This window comes from Nesiotobacter zosterae (assembly GCF_033843645.1).
GTDB lineage: Bacteria > Pseudomonadota > Alphaproteobacteria > Rhizobiales > Stappiaceae > Pseudovibrio > Pseudovibrio zosterae.
In genome coordinates this window covers 245,998-262,291 of record NZ_JAWXVZ010000004.1, presented here as the reverse complement: position 1 = coordinate 262,291, position 16,294 = coordinate 245,998, and the positions used below count along the sequence as shown (strand labels likewise).

Sequence of the window (16,294 nt, the reverse complement as noted above, 5' to 3'; positions counted from 1 at the left end):
CCTTCCCTCTGGAAAGGACCTAGTCAGACCAATGAATGTCTTCGTTGGCTACGGGTTGATATGGATTTTCCTTGTGAATGCGGATGTGGCAGGTGCCAAACTTGCTGCGTGGGCATTGCTTGTGGGGCCATGGGCCGCCATGCAGCTTGATAGGCATGATGTGGTGCATCATGGCCACGTGCGCCCGGTAGACCGTGTTGCCGCCCTGCCCATAGGACAAGGGATGCTTTTCTTCCACGATGGCAAGGTTCCACGGCTCTTCATAGCGCCCGCCGCGCTGCTGGCGGCCACAGCTTCCGCAGGGGTCCTGAACGGCGTGGATCCAGTCGCCTTCCTCGGTGATGCGCAGTTTGCCAAAGTTGGCAATTGCGTAAAACTCCAGCGTGGCAATGATGCGCTCCTTGGGCGGCAGTTTGTTAACGCCTGCATACCAATCCAGCCAATCCTTCTCGCAGCTGTACTCAAGGCAGTCTTGCAGGGCATCGACGCCATGATTGCGGTATACATTTGTCAGAAGGGAGCCGCAGTAGTCCCGATAGAAGTCGTGAAGGTCTTTGGCCCCCTTTTCGACTTCCAGATAGAACTCAATTGCCCCATCAAGATCGCCTAGGTCCAGCCTTTCCTGAAACCGCGCTGCCGCATCGCGAACCAGGCTGCGAATGGAGGCAAGGGAAAAAGAGGTGTCGGCGTAATTGCCAAAAAGGTCCTCAACAGCCACGATCGCCTTGGCGCTGTCATGGCCGAACGTGTTGCTGGTGAAGGTGATGATGGACGTCATCCATCCATTGAAGAGCCGGTGAAGGTCGGTGTAGAGGCCGACCACGTGGTCGAACTCCTGGCGCAGCTCTTCATTGGAGCCGGAATTTGCCGCAGCGAGCATACGCTGGTGGCCCGACATGGCGAGCTTTTCTAGCTCGGCAGGGGTAAACATCTGTGACATCTAAGAGGTCTCCATCGCAAGGGCGCGGTTACTGCTGGTCGAATGCAACGACGGCATTCACAACTTCCTGTGGGACTTCGAGGGGATAGAAGTGAGCGCCTTGCAGGTACTCCCAACGGGCGTGGGGCATGATGCGCGCCAAGGCGACGCCAGAGGTATAGGGCGGCTGGAACTTGTCGTTAACGCCCCAAAGCAGCATTGCTGGACGGTTCCACATGACCATCTTGGGAGAGGCTTCAACTGTCCACTTGTTGTCCATGGCCTTGAGATAGTTGATGAAGTGCTGGCGGGTTTCGTCGTTTTCCGCATAGTTTGCCAGAAGGTCCGCCCGAATTTCAGGGGAGAGGGTCTTGCTTGGCTCCATCAGGCCGGCGGAGGCGAAGGCGGTGACCATTTCGCCCACTTTTTCTGGGGTGAAGATGGCTTTGGCATCAGCGCTCTTGGCCGCTTCGATTGCCGCAATGGCTTCTGGAACCGGCCACATGTCGAGAACGGCTGCGTTGCCAATGATGATCTTGGAAACCTCATTGCGCTGCTTCAGGTCTGCATCGGTGACCATGATTTGCGCAACGCCGCCGCCCAGATCATGCCCATAAAGAATGTATGGCTTGCCAATGACTTCCTCTGCAAACCGGGTCATGAGTTCCGCCTGGCCTTTGAGGGAGTAGTCGGCGTCAAACGGGCCTTTGGTGTGGCTCAAGCCAAGCTGACCGGGGGCGAAAACATGGTAGCCCTGCTCTGCCAGCAATGGGCCAACCTTGCTCCACAACACGGTGTTGAGCGGGATGCCGTGAATGACCATAATTGGCGTGCCGGAGGTGCCCCACTCGCGATAGGCGATTTCATAGTCGCCGATCTTGGCGTAGTTGCGCCCCGGAATTTCTTCGGCGAATGAGTTTGCATGGCTGAATAAAACCGCCGCCATGGCGATGATCAGCAGGGTGAGCTTCGTAGTGATCTTGTTCATGGTATTGCCAATGTCCACTTGGTTATTCATCCTGATCAATCGATCAAGTTGAAAATGGCTTGAACCCCGGGCGCTGTCAAGCAATATTCTAGGAAGTACGAGAGGTAGTGATGGCAAACCCCCCAAAGTTCGATAAAAAAGAAGCACTTAACGAAGCGATGATGCTCTTTTGGGAGAAGGGTTTTTTGAGCGCTTCAACCAGAGATATTCAGCAGCGGTTGGATATGCGTCCGGCAAGCGTCTACGCCGCATTCGGCAGCAAGAGCAATTTGTACAAGCTGGCGTTAGAAGCTTATGAAGCTGAGGTTGCGCAGGATCTGCATGCCCGGATGCAGCAAAACGACACGATTCTCGGCGGGTTCACCGCGTTCTTTCGGGGGGTGATCGGCATGGAGGAGACGTCCAACCCGACGCCGCTTTGTATGCTGTCCATGTCGATACACGAGCTGAGCAATGATGAAGAGCTGCGCGCTTGCACCAAAGCGTTGCTCGACAAGCTCAATGTGGTCTATGGCCAATACGTTGAGAAGGCACTGAAGGCCGGGGAGATTTACCAGCCGGAGGGGATGCAAACCGACTTGGTCACCTACCTTCAAACCCAGTTGATGGGCTTGAGGACCTATGCGGCCGTTGAGCGTGATCCCACAAAGTTGGAAGCTGCAATCGCGGACATTTTCGATCGCATCGCGGTGAAAGGCCTGAAGGCTTAGGCCTGTTGCCCAGGCAAAGCTGGACTGGTGGGCGGTAACCGCTTCGAATGCGCCGGCTGCGGTGGTGGATCCCGCATCAAGTGCGGGATGACGCGGGTGAGGTGGGAAGCGTGGTGCAAGGGCCGAGAGGTTTTGTGTGAAAGGATCGCCATCTTTGCATCGTGACCTAATTTCACCGCGGTTCTCATGAGAGTTTCCGCGCTCACCGCCTACCCTCACTGTCATGCCGGACAAGGCGAGCGCAGCGAGGCGCTGATCCGGTATCCAGAGGTGCGTGCGTTTGGGGAAGCCGGGCGGCTGGATCCCGGCTCGGGGGCCGGGATGACGGTGGTGATGAGTGCACGGTGTGGGATGGCGGAGGTGGGTGTTTGGGTCTGAGAGCGGTTCGTCCCCTTTTGCCGTCATACCGGACAAGGCGAGCGGAGCGAGGTGCTGATCCGGTATCCAGAGCTGTGTGCATCAGCGGGTTGTGAGAGGCTCTACTGGATCCCGCATCAAGTGCGGGATGACGCTAGTGAGGTGGGAAGCGCAGTGCTGGATGACACTGGTGGATTGGTACGCGCTGAGAGGGTGGGGGTGCAGTGCGAGCGTCGAGAGGTTTTGTGTGCAAGTATCGCCGTCGTGGCATCGTGACCTAATTTCACTGCGGTTCTCATGAGAGTTTCCGCGCTCACCGCCTCCCCTTTTGCTGTCATACCGGACAAGGCGAGCGCAGCGAGGCGCTGATCCGGTATCCAGGGCTGTGTGCACCAGCGGGTTGTGAGAGGCTCTACTGGATCCCGCATCAAGTGCGGGATGACGCCGAGGGGTGGGGGAAGTGCGGTGCGGGATGACGCTAGTGAGGTGGGAAGCGCAGTGCTGGATGACACTGGTGGATTGGTACGCGCTGAGAGGGTGGGGGTGCAGTGCGAGCGTCGAGAGGTTTTGTGTGCAAGGATCGCCATCTTTGCATCGTGACCTAATTTCACTGCGGTTCTCATGAGAGTTTCCGCGCTCACCGCCTCCCCTTTTGCTGTCATACCGGACAAGGCGAGCGCAGCGAGGCGCTGATCCGGTATCCAGGGCTGCGTGCACCAGCGGTTTGTGAGAGGCTCTACTGGATCCCGCATCAAGTGCGGGATGACGCTAGTGGGGTGGGGGAAGTGCGGGATGACGCTGGGGGATGGGGAGCGCAGTGCGGGATGACCCAGAATGACGTCAGAGGCGTGGGATACGCAGTGCGGGATGACCCCGAATGACGTCAGTGGGGGTGGCATCAAAGTGCAGCGGGGCGCTGGGGGTCTTGGGTGATGCCATGGGGACACCGGAGTGTCCCCATCTGCGCAATCAATTGGGGACGGAAACGCCCTCTTGGAGCGGCGCTTTTCTCGGATCCGGGCCATACTTATTCGGTCCATCCGTGCCAGGCATCAGAAGAAGCGCCAGCGAAACCCCGGAGCTTGCCAGTCCCGCGACGATTCCCAAGATCGGCCCCAAGAGCGCCGAGCCTGCGCCTAACACAATGAAGATGATGAGCAGGGGCTTGCCGCTCCAACCAATGTCGTGGCACCGCTGAAAAAAGGCGGCGAGGCTCATGACCACAAAGAGTGCGGAGAAAGGTATCCCCAAAACACCCAGCAAGAGTGACATGGAGCGGGAGGCGCCTAAAGTCGTAGCGGTAGAGGCGAGGATGGTGGCAATGACCAACATGCCAACAAGAGCCAAAGTGAAAAGGAAATAACTCAGGCGGTTTCGCCGACCTTCAAAGGTAAAGACATTTTCGAAAACTGGTTTGGACACGGCGCTGCCTCAGGTTGTATAAAATGAATATATACAATTTTAACCACCCCGCTTGTGAGGCACAAGCGGGGTTCGTTTGTTATGGTTATCAATCTACCAACTGCAGGAGCTTGTCCATGGAGGCCTTGGCGTCGCCATAGTACATCCGGGAGTTCTCCTTGAAGAACAGTGGGTTTTCGATACCTGAGTAACCGGTGCCCTGACCGCGCTTGGAGATGAAGACGTTCTTTGCCTTCCAAACTTCCAGAACTGGCATGCCAGCGATTGGCGAGTTCGGATCGTCTTGTGCGGCCGGGTTCACGATGTCGTTTGCACCAATGATGATGACAACATCCGTGTCCGGGAAGTCCTCGTTGATCTCGTCCATTTCCATGACGATGTCGTAAGGCACTTTGGCTTCCGCAAGAAGAACGTTCATGTGACCGGGCAGACGGCCCGCAACCGGGTGGATCGCAAAGCGGACGTTCTTGCCCTTGGCGCGCAAGCGTTTGGTGAGCTCGGAAACCGTCTGCTGAGCCTGTGCCACTGCCATGCCGTAGCCCGGAACGATGATGACGCTGTCGGCATCATTCAAGGTTTCGGCGACATAGTCTGCCTCTGCCGGAACCATCTCGCCTTCGATTTCCTGTGCAGGCCCGGAAGTGCCGCCGAAGCCACCAAGAATAACGGAGACGAAGTGACGGTTCATGGCCTTACACATGATGTAGGAGAGGATCGCACCGGAAGAACCGACGAGCGCACCCACAACAATGAGAAGGTCGTTGCCCAGAGAAAAGCCGATCGCAGCGGCTGCCCAACCTGAGTAGGAGTTCAGCATGGACACAACAACCGGCATGTCTGCGCCGCCGATGCCCATGATCAGGTGGTAGCCGATGAACAGCGCCAGCAGCGTCATCAGGAACAGCGCCCAAACACCCCATACGTCGTTGAAGTACATGACGCCGAGGATGATGGAGCCCAGTGCTGCTGCTGCGTTGAGCATGTGGCCGCCGGGCAACTTGGTTGCTGCGGAAGTGACCTTGCCAGCAAGCTTGCCGAAGGCAACCACAGAGCCGGTGAAGGTGACCGCACCAATGAAGACGCCAAGGAAGACTTCAACACGCAAAATGCTGACTTCGACCGGGGTCTTGTGTGCCAGAACAGCTGCAAAACCTTCAAGGCTTTGACGGGCTGTTTCGTCCATGGCCAAAACGCGGGACAGTTCAAAGTCCGCATTGAAGCCGACCAGAACCGCAGCCAGACCCACGAGGGAGTGCATGGCTGCCACAAGCTGTGGCATTTCGGTCATCTGAACGCGCATGGCGACGAAGTAACCGATGATGCCGCCTGCAATGATGAGCACGACTGAAAGAACCCAGAGGCCCGCACCGGGACCGACTAGGGTTGCAATGACAGCCAGTGCCATGCCGACGATGCCGTACCAGACAGCGCGTTTTGCGCTTTCCTGATTGGACAGGCCGCCCAGAGACAGGATGAAGAGAACGGCTGCTACAACGTAAGCAGCAGTGGTGAAACCGTATTCCATTGTTCAGCTCCCCCTTAAGACTTCTGGAACATGGCGAGCATGCGCCGGGTGACGAGGAAGCCGCCGAAGATGTTGATGCCGGCCATGAACACTGACAGGGCGGCAAGAACAATGACCAGCCATGAACCCGAGCCAATCTGCAGCAACGCGCCGAGAATGATGATCGAGGAAATGGCGTTGGTGATGGCCATCAAAGGCGTATGAAGGGAGTGCGCCACGCCCCAGATGACCTGGAAGCCGACGAAACACGCCAGAACAAAAACGATGAAGTGCTGCATGAAGCTGGCAGGCGCCACAAGGCCCACGAGAAGCATCAGGGCACCACCACCTGCAAGAAGGGAAACCTGCTGACGGGTCTTCTTCTTGAACTCGGCAACTTCGGCTGCGCGCTTTTCTTCTGGTGTGAGTTCCTTCACCTCCGGCTTCTTCTGCGCGGCGATTGCCTTCACTTTCGGCGGCGGAGGCGGGAAGGTGATTTCGCCTTCATGGGTGACGGTGGCACCACGAATGACGTCATCTTCCATATTCACATTTGGCTGACCGTCCTTTTCAGGGGTGAGGTCGTCCATCATGTGACGGATGTTGGTGGCGTAAAGCGCGGAAGACTGGGTTGCCATGCGGCTTGGGAAGTCGGTGTAACCAATGACGGTGACGCCGTTTTCGCTGACAACCTTCTCATCCATCTTGGTGAGATCACAGTTGCCGCCCTTTTCCGCCGCAAGGTCGACGATCACGGAGCCCGGCTTCATGGACGCAACCATGTCTTCCAGCCAGAGCTTTGGCGCATCGCGGCCCGGAATGAGCGCGGTGGTGATGACGATGTCAACTTCCGGTGCCAGTTCGCGGAACTTGGCCAGCTGTGCGGCACGGAATTCTGGAGAGGACACGGAAGCGTATCCGCCTGAAGACGCGCCGTCCTGCTGTTCCTCTTCAAAGTCCAGATACACGAACTCGGCACCCATGGATTCAACCTGCTCAGCCACTTCGGGGCGAACGTCGAACGCATAGGTGATGGCACCCAGAGAGGTGGAGGCCCCAATGGCCGCAAGACCGGCAACGCCTGCGCCGATGATCAGAACCTTTGCTGGTGGCACCTTGCCCGCAGCGGTGATCTGACCGGTGAAGAAACGGCCGAAGTTGTTACCTGCTTCGATGACAGCGCGGTAACCGGCAATGTTGGCCATGGAGGACAGAGCGTCCATTTTCTGCGCGCGGGAGATGCGCGGCACCATGTCCATTGCAAGAACGGTGACCTTCTTGTCAGCGAACTTCTTCATCAGCTCTTCGTTCTGCGCTGGCCAGAAGAAGGAGATCAGGATCTGGCCTTCACGTGCCAGTTCCAGCTCTGCCTCCTCAGGCGGGCGTACCTTGCTGACGATGTCCGCTGTTTCCCAAAGGGTCTTGGCATCCGGGAGAACTTTCACCCCGGCTGCTTCGTAGTCTGCGTCCGAGAAGCTGGCCGCCTTGCCGGCACCGCTTTCCACGGCAACCTCATAGCCCAGCTTCTGAAGCTGCTTGGCGCTTTCCGGTGTCAACGCGACGCGCAGCTCACCCTCAAGGACCTCCTTAGGAGCTCCAATAATCATAATTCAACCTCATATATGCGCTCGATGCACGTTCACTCTTCGAAATCTATGGTCCGCCCGTCCAGGAATGTGGCACTTGGAAGTACCTGTTGGATCTCAATAATTACGCGCCCTGACGGCCTTAGGTGGCACCAGAAGAGCGCGCAGTGTCAATTGAGTGTTCTTCATCAGTTATGAAAGTTGTTGATCTCTCAGATGGCAATAGAGAGCTGACTGTTACACGCTGATGAAATGCAATCCATAGAACTTCCGTGCGGTTTTCGTTTATTTCGGAAAAACACTACCCCCCTTGCTTTTCAGGTAGTTTGTATGCGCAGCGCTTAGTCTGTGACCCGCCCTGTGGCAACTACGTAAAAACCAATAGAACGCTGGGGGCATCATGATGTGATCCTCCCAACTTTCTTGAGCACAGCGCTAAATTTAATCGGTTAAGGTGCGGGAGTCATTGTCGTATCCTTCCAGATCCTTGTCTTTTCCCGCTACATTTTGCACCATTTTGTCGACAATGGGCGGCAGGTACACGTTGCAACCGTGGCGCGCGCCCCTACCCCATCACCGGGGCAAGGGCGGCGCGCCGGTCATTGGGGAAGTTGAGGAGATTGACAGCTTCCCCCTTGCGCGGTTAACTGGCGGCAAGACACTTGGAGAGTTTATGTCCCGATAAGGTGGGGAGGCGAAGGCGCTCCCAAAACAAGTCATTTCCTGTAACCGCGTCGCGCAGAGTGCCCGTCGTGCGGAAAGACCTGTGATTTCTCCCATAATGACATGTTTTTGCATGAGGCCGTGCCTTATGCTTACCTCTCGGACAAACACCCCATGACACGGGATTATTCTGCTTATGTGCCCAAGGCTCCGTTCCTCAAGGCCTTCAAACCCATGACACTGCTTGCAACCCTTGGCTGGCAGCCGTTTTTCGCTCAGCAAACCAGCGTGGAAGAGATGGAAACGTCTCCGCCCGTGCGTGTGACCGCCGTTCATCGCAGCGGCGTGGATGTGAAGGGCGAAGGCATTGAAGAGCATTTGCCGGTGGTGCCCAACGTGGCCGTTGGCGACTGGCTCATGTTGAACAAGGCCTATCCGCCCCACAGCCGCATTCTGGAACGCAAGAGCCTGTTCAAGCGCAAGGCACCGGGCAGAGGCTGGGACATTCAGCTGATTGCGGCCAATGTGGACACGGTTTTTGTTGTGACTTCATGCAACCAAGACTTCAACCGGGCGCGGCTTGAACGGTTTGTGGCCTTGGCAACAGACTCGGACGCACAAGCCGTGCTGGTGCTGACAAAGGCGGACCTGTGTGACGCGCCGCAGACCTTCGTGGACGAAGCCCGCTTGCTTGGATCGCCGGTGGTGCTTTTGGATGCACGGGGGCCGGATGTGCTGGAAAAGCTGGGCGACTGGCTGAAACCTGGACAGACGCTGGCGTTTCTCGGCTCCTCCGGTGTGGGCAAGTCAACCTTGGTCAATGCCATTTCGGGGCATGAGATTGCGGCCACGCGGGATATTCGTGAGGACGACAGCAAGGGGCGGCACACCACCACCCACCGCCAGCTGCACATTCTGCCCGCAGGCTTTTGCCTGATGGACACGCCGGGAATGCGTGAAATTCAGCTTGCCGATGTGCAGGAAGGCCTTTCCGAAGTGTTTTCCGACATTGAGGAGCTGGTGGGGCAGTGCCGGTTCAGCGATTGTCAGCACAAGAGTGAACCGGGATGCGCGGTTCGCCCAGCCATTGAAGGTGGGGTGATCGAGCAGGAACGCTATGACCGCTGGCAGAAGCTGGTGCAGGAAGAGCGGTCGAACTCAGAAGTGCTGGCGCAGCGCAAGTCCAAGAACAAGCGGCTGAGCAAGACAATCCGCCAGATGAAAAAGCAAAAGGCAAAGTGAGCTTTACTGCTCAAGGGCGCGGCCGGGTAGCTCTGGTGCCGCGCTCTTGAAAGCCCTCAGGCACTTCCCATCAAAACGACACTGAGAGCGGGGCTGGCGAATCCCGATCCATGAAGCGTGCTTGGGTATGGAGTGCTGCCGGGTGTGACGGCGGGCATTTTTTATCTGCGTAAACTCTTGTTTAATGGCTGTTTCATGCTGAAACAAAAGCAGTTTAAATACTGACGCGTTCTGAATAATTCTTCAATTGATTAAATTCTTTTATGTTTATGGCGAAGGTTTCCGGGGGTTCCCACGTTTGAAAGAGTTCCCTAATATACTAGGATGTGTCGCGAAACTTTTATGAAACCGTGGTCTTGCTAGACAAAACGGCAACAGAATTGCCGGTAGCTGACCAAAGGTAAGCTGTAAAAGTTGAGATCAGTTCTCCGAAGAAAGAGCTGACGGCCCAGACAAGGGCAAGCACTGTGACACGAAGGCGGGTTCTTTCATGACGGAAGCCTATAAAATCGCAAGCATTCCACTTCCAAACGGGAGCCGGATTGGTATTGCCCCGCAACCGGGACTGCGTAATCCCCTTTCCGATGACCTTGATGTGATCACCAACTGGTATCCGCAGATGCTGGTGTCGTTGACCGAGCCTTCCGAAGCGCTGGACGCCCGCAGTGCGCCCATGAGCCTGATGCTGGAAGACCGTGGTATTGAGTGGGTACAGTTCCCCATTCGGGATTTTGATGTGCCCTCCCCGGTGATGACACAGTTTTGGGCCGAGGTGAGTGCGCGCATACATGATTGTCTGTGTCATGGAGGCTCGGTGCTGTTGCATTGCCGGGGTGGCATGGGGAGATCGGGCATGGTTGCCCTGCGCCTGTTGCGTGAGCGCGGTTTGAGCCGTAGGCGTTCACTCGGCATGGTGCGCAGCGCACAGCCGGGCGCCATTGAAACCGAACCGCAGTTGAACTGGGGGCTCTATGGGTTTCAAGGGCAGCTTTTTGAGCAACTGGTGGCGAGTTGACCGCCCTAAAACGATAAGAACACATGAAAACACTGGGCATGCGCGACGATATCGTCATCAACCGCATTACCGCCGACGTGGCGCTTCCCATCCGCCACAGGGTGTTGTGGCCGGACCTTCCCATGGACGCGGCGCGGGTGTCGGAAGATGATACTGGCTTGCATTTTGGTGCCTACTACAAGAGCTGGCTGGTTGGGGTGGCGTCCATCTTCCTGAACGAAGGTGGTGCGCGGCTGCGCAAATTCGCCGTTCTGACCGAATATCAGGGCCACGGGATTGGCAGCACGCTTGTTCTTTACACCATTGAACAGGTTGAGGCCCTAGGGGCCAGCGAGTTCTGGTGCGATGCGCGGCAAACCGCGATCCCGTTTTATGAGCGATTTGGCATGAGGGTGGACAGCGACCCCTTTGACAAGCGCGGCGTGGCCTATGTGCGCATGAGCCGCCCGCTGCAGGAGGGCTTTGGCTCCCTTGAGCAGGGCGACGTGACACTGTAGCCCGATATAAGCTGGAAGGGGCCGGGGCCCCTTATGTGCTTCTAGGCCTTCAAGAGGCTTTCTTGACCACCTCAACGCGGTGCGGATAGGGAATGGAAATGCCATCCTTGTCAAAGGCTTCCTTTACCGCTTTGGTCATGTGGAACTTCAGATCCCAATAGTCTGCGCTGTTGCACCAAAGGCGGGCGGTGATGTCTACCGAAGACTCGCCAAGGTTCACGACACGGACCCATGGCTCCGGATCTTTCAGGACACGCTCGTCAGAGGTCGCAATTGCGGTGATCAGCTCGATGGCCTTGTCGGCATCATCGCTGTAATCCACGCCAAAGGTGATGTCGACGCGCCGGGTTGGATGGGCGGAGTAGTTGGTGATGACCGAACTCCGGGCCTTGGAGTTAGGCATGATGATCTGCACGTTGTCCGGCGTTGCCAACTCGGTGACGAACAGGTTGATTTCTTTCACGGTTCCGGCGGTGCCGCCCACTTCCACATAGTCGCCCAGACGGTAGGGCCGGAAGATGATGAGCATCACCCCGGAAGCCACATCGCTCAAGGTGCCCTGAAGCGCAAGGCCGATGGCAAGAGACGCCGCACCCAAAACGGCAACGAGGCTGGTTGCCTGAAAACCTACCAGCTGCAAAACGGCGATGACCACAACCGCCAGCACACCCCAACGGACCAGCGATGAGAAGAACACGGCGAGGGTCTGGTCGAGACGCTCCACCTTGCCAAGCCGGTCGCGCACGATACGGCTGGCAAAGCCGGCGAAGAAATAGCCGAGAATGAGGAAGACAATCGCTTTGATCACATTCAAAGCCAAGGCTTCATAGCCGCCCATGGCGGTGATGGTTTCGTTCATGAGAACCTCGCGGGTTACTGGTGCACCAATTGGTTTTGCAACTGGCGTAACAGACTACCCGCGCTGCGTAAAGGCGGGGTGAATGGGGGGGGGGGGGCACAGCAGCCTTTTTCTGCCCGCCGCCCGGCCTATTCCAGCCGATACAAGGCCTTGGGGCGCTATCCAAGGCCGATGAAACCCACGCCGCCGCTCAATGGACGGCTGGAGACCGCAACAGCCGGGCGCATGGGGGTGGCAGGGGCTGCCGCCAGTGCTGCAGCAGAGCGAAACCCCTTGTGCAGGGCCGCGGGATGCAGACTTTGCGCAGCCAATATGCGGGTTTGTTCGGCCCCGGCCCGAAACGTGCTGTAGTGGCTCCACAGCGCAAGCAGGGCCTTGGCGAAGTCCCGATCAGACAAGGCGGCGATCGCGTTCTTCGTGCTCAAGAAGCGTTGCGGGGCCATGTCTGAGGTATGCACCAGCGGGCGGCCAGCAAAAACTGCATCAAGCACCCGGCCAGCGGCGTTGATCTCATGGCTGCCATCCTCATAAGGAAGCAGCAGGGCGTCGGTGCGGGCCATAGCTTCGGCATAAGCGCGGCAGGGAAGCGGCGCGGGCAGGAACTCAACGGTTACCTTGTCTCCAAACCGGCCTTCCCGCGCCAGCCCCTTGTAAACGCCCGTGGTGCGGTCGGCACTGCTGGCGGCAAGGAGGAAATGGAAAGACTGGGGCCCGCGACGTTCCAGTGTAAGCCGGGCGATGTTGGACAGGATTGAAGCCAGCCGTGGCCCGCCGCTGGAGGCTGAGGGCGGGTCCAGCACACCGATGACCAAGGGGGCCGTGCCGGGCAGCGCTGGCTGATAAGGAACCGGCGGATCGAACGGTGAGATGCGCCGGGGCAGCACGAGCACATCGCGCATGGGCAGGTTCAACGTGGCCTTCAGGTAAAACAGATGCTCCTCAGTTTCCGTGTAGAGGGCGGCATGGCCTTGCCATACGAGGGGCGACAGCCGCTCGGTCGCTTGAAACCGGGAGAGATAGAGGCCGGGTTGACGCCAGTCCCGAAACCGCAGGTGCAAACGGGGCAAATCGGAAGCACCAAAACGGTCATAGAACTGGGTCAACCCGTGAAGGAGACCCGGGTGGCAATCAGGCACCAGAACATGATCCTGGGCCGTCAGGCCATGGGTCGCCAAAGCTTTTGCAAATGGCTCGAAGATGCTGGAAAAATCTGGTTGAGAGGAGCGACCAAAGGGGTTTTTAGCAAGCCGGCGACAGCGCGCCTTCAGCCCCGGTGCCACATTCTCGAGCATTTGGTCGAGGCGATGGCCGGGCGCAAGACCGCGCACCTCCGGCCCTAACGGCGCCACGGGGGGCGCACCCACCGGACCATCCGTCAAAAAACACAGATCAAAACCCTGAAACAACGCCGCGATGGCCCGTCTTTCCGGATGCGCATTCGCGCTTTCGTGATGCAGTCCTGTCTGGACCACAAGCAGCTTGACCATTGGTGCCCTCCCCTACGCAAGCACTGAACTTGGAAGCCAATGATCTGCGCAGACTACGTGAGTATTGCACCCGCCAACACTCCCCAGAACGGGGATGTAATTTTCGCTGAGCCTTGGACCGGGAAGGCTTGAACCTGCACGGAGATTCGCAAGGTTGCCGTCAAAAATAGCGTTGCGATTCATCACAGGGAGGCCGGTTTTCTGGCCAGAAACAGAGGCGCATTGCTGAAAATGCACAGGAAACCAACCGCGAAACGACCAAAACAGGGGAGGACTGCATCCTGAGGCGACTACAGCTGCAAATGGCAGAAAACTGCGGATTTTGGTGAAGGGAAGCGGTGTGAAACCGGGCTCCGGACAGGTGTGCATGGTCATTTCAGTGGAAATAACTCGCCGGGATAACGTGTTGGCCACAATGGTTAATTTGCGTTAACTATAAAGCCATTGACGACGCCATTAAAAAAGAAAACTATGCGCTGTGACGGATTTTTCTATTCGGGCCCTTTAAAACCGTCATACGAGGAAACAGGCAACATGCTGCTCAATGCTGAACACGACGAAACGTCTGCGGAGAAGATCTCGCGCCATTCTGCGCTGCTGTCACGCCAGCTGCAATCCCTGCGCGAGAAAATGTACCCGCCTGAAGCAAAGAAGAAGCTGAAAACCTTCTCTTCCCGTGACGTGGCCAACCTTTTGGGCGTTGCCGAATCCAGCTTGCGCCAGCTTTCGCTCAACGGCGAGGGAGTTATCCCCGATCGGCTGGAAAACGGGCGGCGCATTTATACCCTCGAACAGATCAACGATCTGCGCAAGTATCTGGCGGACAAACGGCCCGCGGACGCCCTGAAATTCGACCCGCGCCGGCGCGAACACGAGAAGATGCAAGTCATCGCCGTGGCGAACTTCAAAGGCGGGTCCGCCAAGACCACAACAACCGTGCATTTGAGCCAATATCTGGCCCTTCAAGGCCTGCGTGTGCTGGCCATTGACCTTGACCCGCAGGCCTCCCTTTCGGCCATGTTCGGCTACCAGCCAGAGTTCGATGTAGACGACAACCAGACCCTTTATGCAGCCATCCGTTATGATGACGAGGAGCGGGTCTCGCTGCGCGAAGTTATCCGCGAAACCTACTTCGATGGCCTTCATCTTGTCCCCGGTAACCTCGAGTTGATGGAATATGAGCACGAAACGCCTCAAGCCATCGCGCAGGGGCTTTCCCGCGGCGACGGAATGTTCTTCCGCCGCATGGCAACCGTGTTGCAAGAGGTGGAAGATGATTACGATGTGGTGCTTATCGATGCGCCGCCGCAGCTGGGCTACCTCACCTTGGGCGCGCTTTATGCGGCGACCGGGCTGGTGGTTACCGTGCACCCGGCCATGCTGGATGTGTCATCCATGAACCAGTTCCTTTCCATGACCTCCGAGCTGCTGGCGGTGATTGAAGAGGCGGGTGGCTCCCTGCACCACGATTTCGTGCGCTATCTGTTGACGCGCCACACCCCGCACGACCTGCCACAGGTGAATGTGGCGGCACTGTTGCGCGGGCTGTTTGGCGAGGATGTGCTGGCCGCTGCTGTGGTGGAAACCACCGCCATCGCCAATGCAGGTCTTGAGAAGAAGAGCCTTTATGAGGTGGAGCGGGGCATGGTGACCCGAGACACCTTAAACCGCGCGCTGGAGTCTGTCGACGCGGTAAACACCGAGATTTATCAATTGATTAAGCAGGTTTGGGGACGCTCATGAACAAAGCCAGCGACCGATCCAAGAAGATGCGCGCCATGTTTGGCGGTGTGGATCCGTCCGAACTGGTCAAGGATCCCGCCCCTGCCCAAGCCGGGCTTGGGTCGTCCAAGCGCGTTTCTGCCGGTGCCATCAAGTCCATGCGCAACACCTTTTCCAATGTGGAGAAGGAAAATGAAGAGCTGCGCAAGTTGCTGGAAGAAGGCGACATGGCCCGTGAACTGGACACGGAGCTGCTGGAGCCTTCCTTCGTGGCGGACCGGATGGTGGTGGAAGTGGACGCCGATTTCGAGGCGCTCAAACAATCCATCGAGGCCAATGGACAGCAGGTGCCCATTCTGGCCCGTCCGCACCCGACCAGCGAAGGCCGCTATCAGATTGCCTTCGGGCATCGCCGTTGGCGGGCTTGTCATGAGCTTGGCCGCCCGGTGCGCGGGATCATCAAGCCTCTGAGCGATGAAGAACTGCTGATTGCGCAAGGTCAGGAAAACCATGAGCGCAAGAACCTGTCCTTTATCGAGACAGCGCTGTTTGCCTCGCGGCTGGCGGCGGACTACCCGCAAACCATCATCTCCAAGGCCATCGGGAAGGACGCCACAACGGTGTCCAAGCTGTTGCGCCTGATGGGCCAGTTGCCGCAGGAATTCGTGCGCAAGGTTGGCCCTGCACCGCGTATTGGCCGCCCGCGCTGGGAAGAACTGGCCTCTCACTTTCACGAGGGCGCCCTGCCTGCCGGTGTGAATGGGCCTATTGAAGTGCTGATGGAGAGCGAAGAGTACAAGCGCTCCTCCAGCGATGAGCGCTTCATGATGATTTTTGAAGAGGTGGGGCAGCTTGTGAACCAGGCTCCCTCCCCTGCTGTTGTGAGCGTCGCTGACGCCAAGGCTGCCGCGGCAACGGCATCCTCGGAAAAGGCATGGCTCGGCAACAAGCGGGTTCTGATGAAAGCAAAGGGCGCGACCTTGAGCTTTCAGGTAGACACCCGCAAACAGCCAGACTTGGCAGCGTTCCTGAAAGAGCGGCTGCCGGAGCTGCTTGAAGAGTTTGAAGCACGGAAACAGACGGAGGATGCCTCATGAGGTAAGCGCTCCCAATGAAAAACGGCCTTGCTGACGGCAATCAGCAAGACCGGAATTCAACGGTACAACAAGCTAGACGCCCGTCGTAACCCTCATTTGCATTTTCACGTTACTTCGAGATGCGTTCCGAATCAAGCCTGCCAAGTGGGCCTGAAATGCCTTTTTGCGGCCTGATGCGCAGTTGTACCCGTTAATCCCCAAAGGCGGAATGGAATTCCGTGAGGAA

Annotated in this window: 14 protein-coding genes; 7 read left to right on the top strand and 7 right to left on the bottom strand. The window is 57.6% G+C overall.

What is annotated here, in order from left to right; genetic code table 11:
- Window positions 1–19: 19 nt before the first annotated feature.
- Entirely contained in the window at window positions 20–940 is a 921-nt protein-coding gene (locus tag Q3Y58_RS07695; RefSeq protein ID WP_274219008.1) for a hypothetical protein, read from the bottom strand.
- Window positions 941–968: 28 nt separating this feature from the next.
- Window positions 969–1,925, bottom strand: coding sequence for an alpha/beta fold hydrolase (locus tag Q3Y58_RS07690; protein WP_319621791.1), 957 nt, complete (start codon window positions 1,923–1,925; stop codon window positions 969–971).
- Window positions 1,926–2,017: 92 nt separating this feature from the next.
- On the opposite strand from Q3Y58_RS07690, the gene Q3Y58_RS07685 reads away from it, so the two are divergent.
- Window positions 2,018–2,617, top strand: a complete 600-nt coding sequence (locus Q3Y58_RS07685; protein ID WP_319621790.1) for a TetR/AcrR family transcriptional regulator — start codon at window positions 2,018–2,020, stop codon at window positions 2,615–2,617.
- 186 nt (window positions 2,618–2,803) lie between these two features.
- A complete protein-coding gene (locus Q3Y58_RS07680) occupies window positions 2,804–2,995 on the top strand; it encodes a hypothetical protein (protein ID WP_319621789.1) in 192 nt (63 codons plus the stop codon).
- 948 nt (window positions 2,996–3,943) lie between these two features.
- Here Q3Y58_RS07680 and Q3Y58_RS07675 read toward each other — a convergent pair.
- The 3 genes from Q3Y58_RS07675 to Q3Y58_RS07665 form a co-directional block, all read right to left on the bottom strand.
- Window positions 3,944–4,396, bottom strand: coding sequence for a DUF805 domain-containing protein (locus Q3Y58_RS07675; protein ID WP_319621788.1), 453 nt, complete (start codon window positions 4,394–4,396; stop codon window positions 3,944–3,946).
- An 88-nt stretch (window positions 4,397–4,484) separates the two neighbouring features.
- Entirely contained in the window at window positions 4,485–5,921 is a 1,437-nt protein-coding gene (locus Q3Y58_RS07670) for an NAD(P)(+) transhydrogenase (Re/Si-specific) subunit beta (RefSeq protein ID WP_274219013.1), read from the bottom strand.
- Between the two features lie 14 nt (window positions 5,922–5,935).
- The gene (locus Q3Y58_RS07665; protein WP_274219014.1) at window positions 5,936–7,507 is read right to left on the bottom strand and encodes a Re/Si-specific NAD(P)(+) transhydrogenase subunit alpha; all 1,572 of its coding nucleotides are present in this window, start codon (window positions 7,505–7,507) and stop codon (window positions 5,936–5,938) included.
- 816 nt (window positions 7,508–8,323) lie between these two features.
- Between Q3Y58_RS07665 and rsgA the strand changes: the two genes are divergently transcribed.
- From rsgA to Q3Y58_RS07650, 3 genes are all read left to right on the top strand, one after another.
- Window positions 8,324–9,391 carry a ribosome small subunit-dependent GTPase A gene (gene rsgA / locus Q3Y58_RS07660; protein WP_319621787.1) on the top strand — a complete coding sequence of 356 codons (1,068 nt, stop codon included), beginning with the start codon at window positions 8,324–8,326 and terminating at the stop codon, window positions 9,389–9,391.
- A 490-nt stretch (window positions 9,392–9,881) separates the two neighbouring features.
- Window positions 9,882–10,406 (top strand): protein-tyrosine phosphatase family protein, encoded by a 525-nt coding sequence (locus Q3Y58_RS07655; protein WP_274219016.1) that lies wholly within the window; start codon window positions 9,882–9,884, stop codon window positions 10,404–10,406.
- Window positions 10,407–10,429: 23 nt separating this feature from the next.
- Entirely contained in the window at window positions 10,430–10,903 is a 474-nt protein-coding gene (locus Q3Y58_RS07650; RefSeq protein WP_319621786.1) for a GNAT family N-acetyltransferase, read from the top strand.
- Window positions 10,904–10,952: 49 nt separating this feature from the next.
- Here Q3Y58_RS07650 and Q3Y58_RS07645 read toward each other — a convergent pair whose 3' ends face one another.
- On the bottom strand, window positions 10,953–11,762 hold the full coding sequence (locus tag Q3Y58_RS07645) for a mechanosensitive ion channel family protein (RefSeq protein ID WP_319621785.1): 810 nt from the start codon (window positions 11,760–11,762) through the stop codon (window positions 10,953–10,955).
- Window positions 11,763–11,920: 158 nt separating this feature from the next.
- A complete protein-coding gene (locus Q3Y58_RS07640; protein ID WP_319621784.1) occupies window positions 11,921–13,249 on the bottom strand; it encodes a hypothetical protein in 1,329 nt (442 codons plus the stop codon).
- 534 nt (window positions 13,250–13,783) lie between these two features.
- On the opposite strand from Q3Y58_RS07640, the gene repA reads away from it, so the two are divergent.
- On the top strand, window positions 13,784–14,992 hold the full coding sequence (repA, locus tag Q3Y58_RS07635; protein ID WP_274219020.1) for a plasmid partitioning protein RepA: 1,209 nt from the start codon (window positions 13,784–13,786) through the stop codon (window positions 14,990–14,992).
- Window positions 14,989–16,068, top strand: coding sequence for a plasmid partitioning protein RepB (repB, locus tag Q3Y58_RS07630; protein WP_319621783.1), 1,080 nt, complete (start codon window positions 14,989–14,991; stop codon window positions 16,066–16,068). The genes repA and repB overlap by 4 nt, the downstream gene beginning before the upstream one ends.
- Window positions 16,069–16,294 lie beyond the last annotated feature (226 nt).

Bases quoted from the DNA above. Each gene is read 5' to 3' on its own strand.
- Q3Y58_RS07695 (WP_274219008.1), bottom strand. From the start codon at position 940: ATGTCACAGATGTTTACCCCTGCCGAGCTAGAAAAGCTCGCCATGTCG.
- Q3Y58_RS07685 (WP_319621790.1), top strand. From the start codon at position 2,018: ATGGCAAACCCCCCAAAGTTCGATAAAAAAGAAGCACTTAACGAAGCG.
- Q3Y58_RS07680 (WP_319621789.1), top strand. From the start codon at position 2,804: ATGAGAGTTTCCGCGCTCACCGCCTACCCTCACTGTCATGCCGGACAA.
- Q3Y58_RS07670 (WP_274219013.1), bottom strand. From the start codon at position 5,921: ATGGAATACGGTTTCACCACTGCTGCTTACGTTGTAGCAGCCGTTCTC.
- Q3Y58_RS07665 (WP_274219014.1), bottom strand. From the start codon at position 7,507: ATGATTATTGGAGCTCCTAAGGAGGTCCTTGAGGGTGAGCTGCGCGTC.
- rsgA (WP_319621787.1), top strand. From the start codon at position 8,324: ATGACACGGGATTATTCTGCTTATGTGCCCAAGGCTCCGTTCCTCAAG.
- Q3Y58_RS07655 (WP_274219016.1), top strand. From the start codon at position 9,882: ATGACGGAAGCCTATAAAATCGCAAGCATTCCACTTCCAAACGGGAGC.
- Q3Y58_RS07650 (WP_319621786.1), top strand. From the start codon at position 10,430: ATGAAAACACTGGGCATGCGCGACGATATCGTCATCAACCGCATTACC.
- Q3Y58_RS07645 (WP_319621785.1), bottom strand. From the start codon at position 11,762: ATGAACGAAACCATCACCGCCATGGGCGGCTATGAAGCCTTGGCTTTG.
- Q3Y58_RS07640 (WP_319621784.1), bottom strand. From the start codon at position 13,249: ATGGTCAAGCTGCTTGTGGTCCAGACAGGACTGCATCACGAAAGCGCG.
- repA (WP_274219020.1), top strand. From the start codon at position 13,784: ATGCTGCTCAATGCTGAACACGACGAAACGTCTGCGGAGAAGATCTCG.
- repB (WP_319621783.1), top strand. From the start codon at position 14,989: ATGAACAAAGCCAGCGACCGATCCAAGAAGATGCGCGCCATGTTTGGC.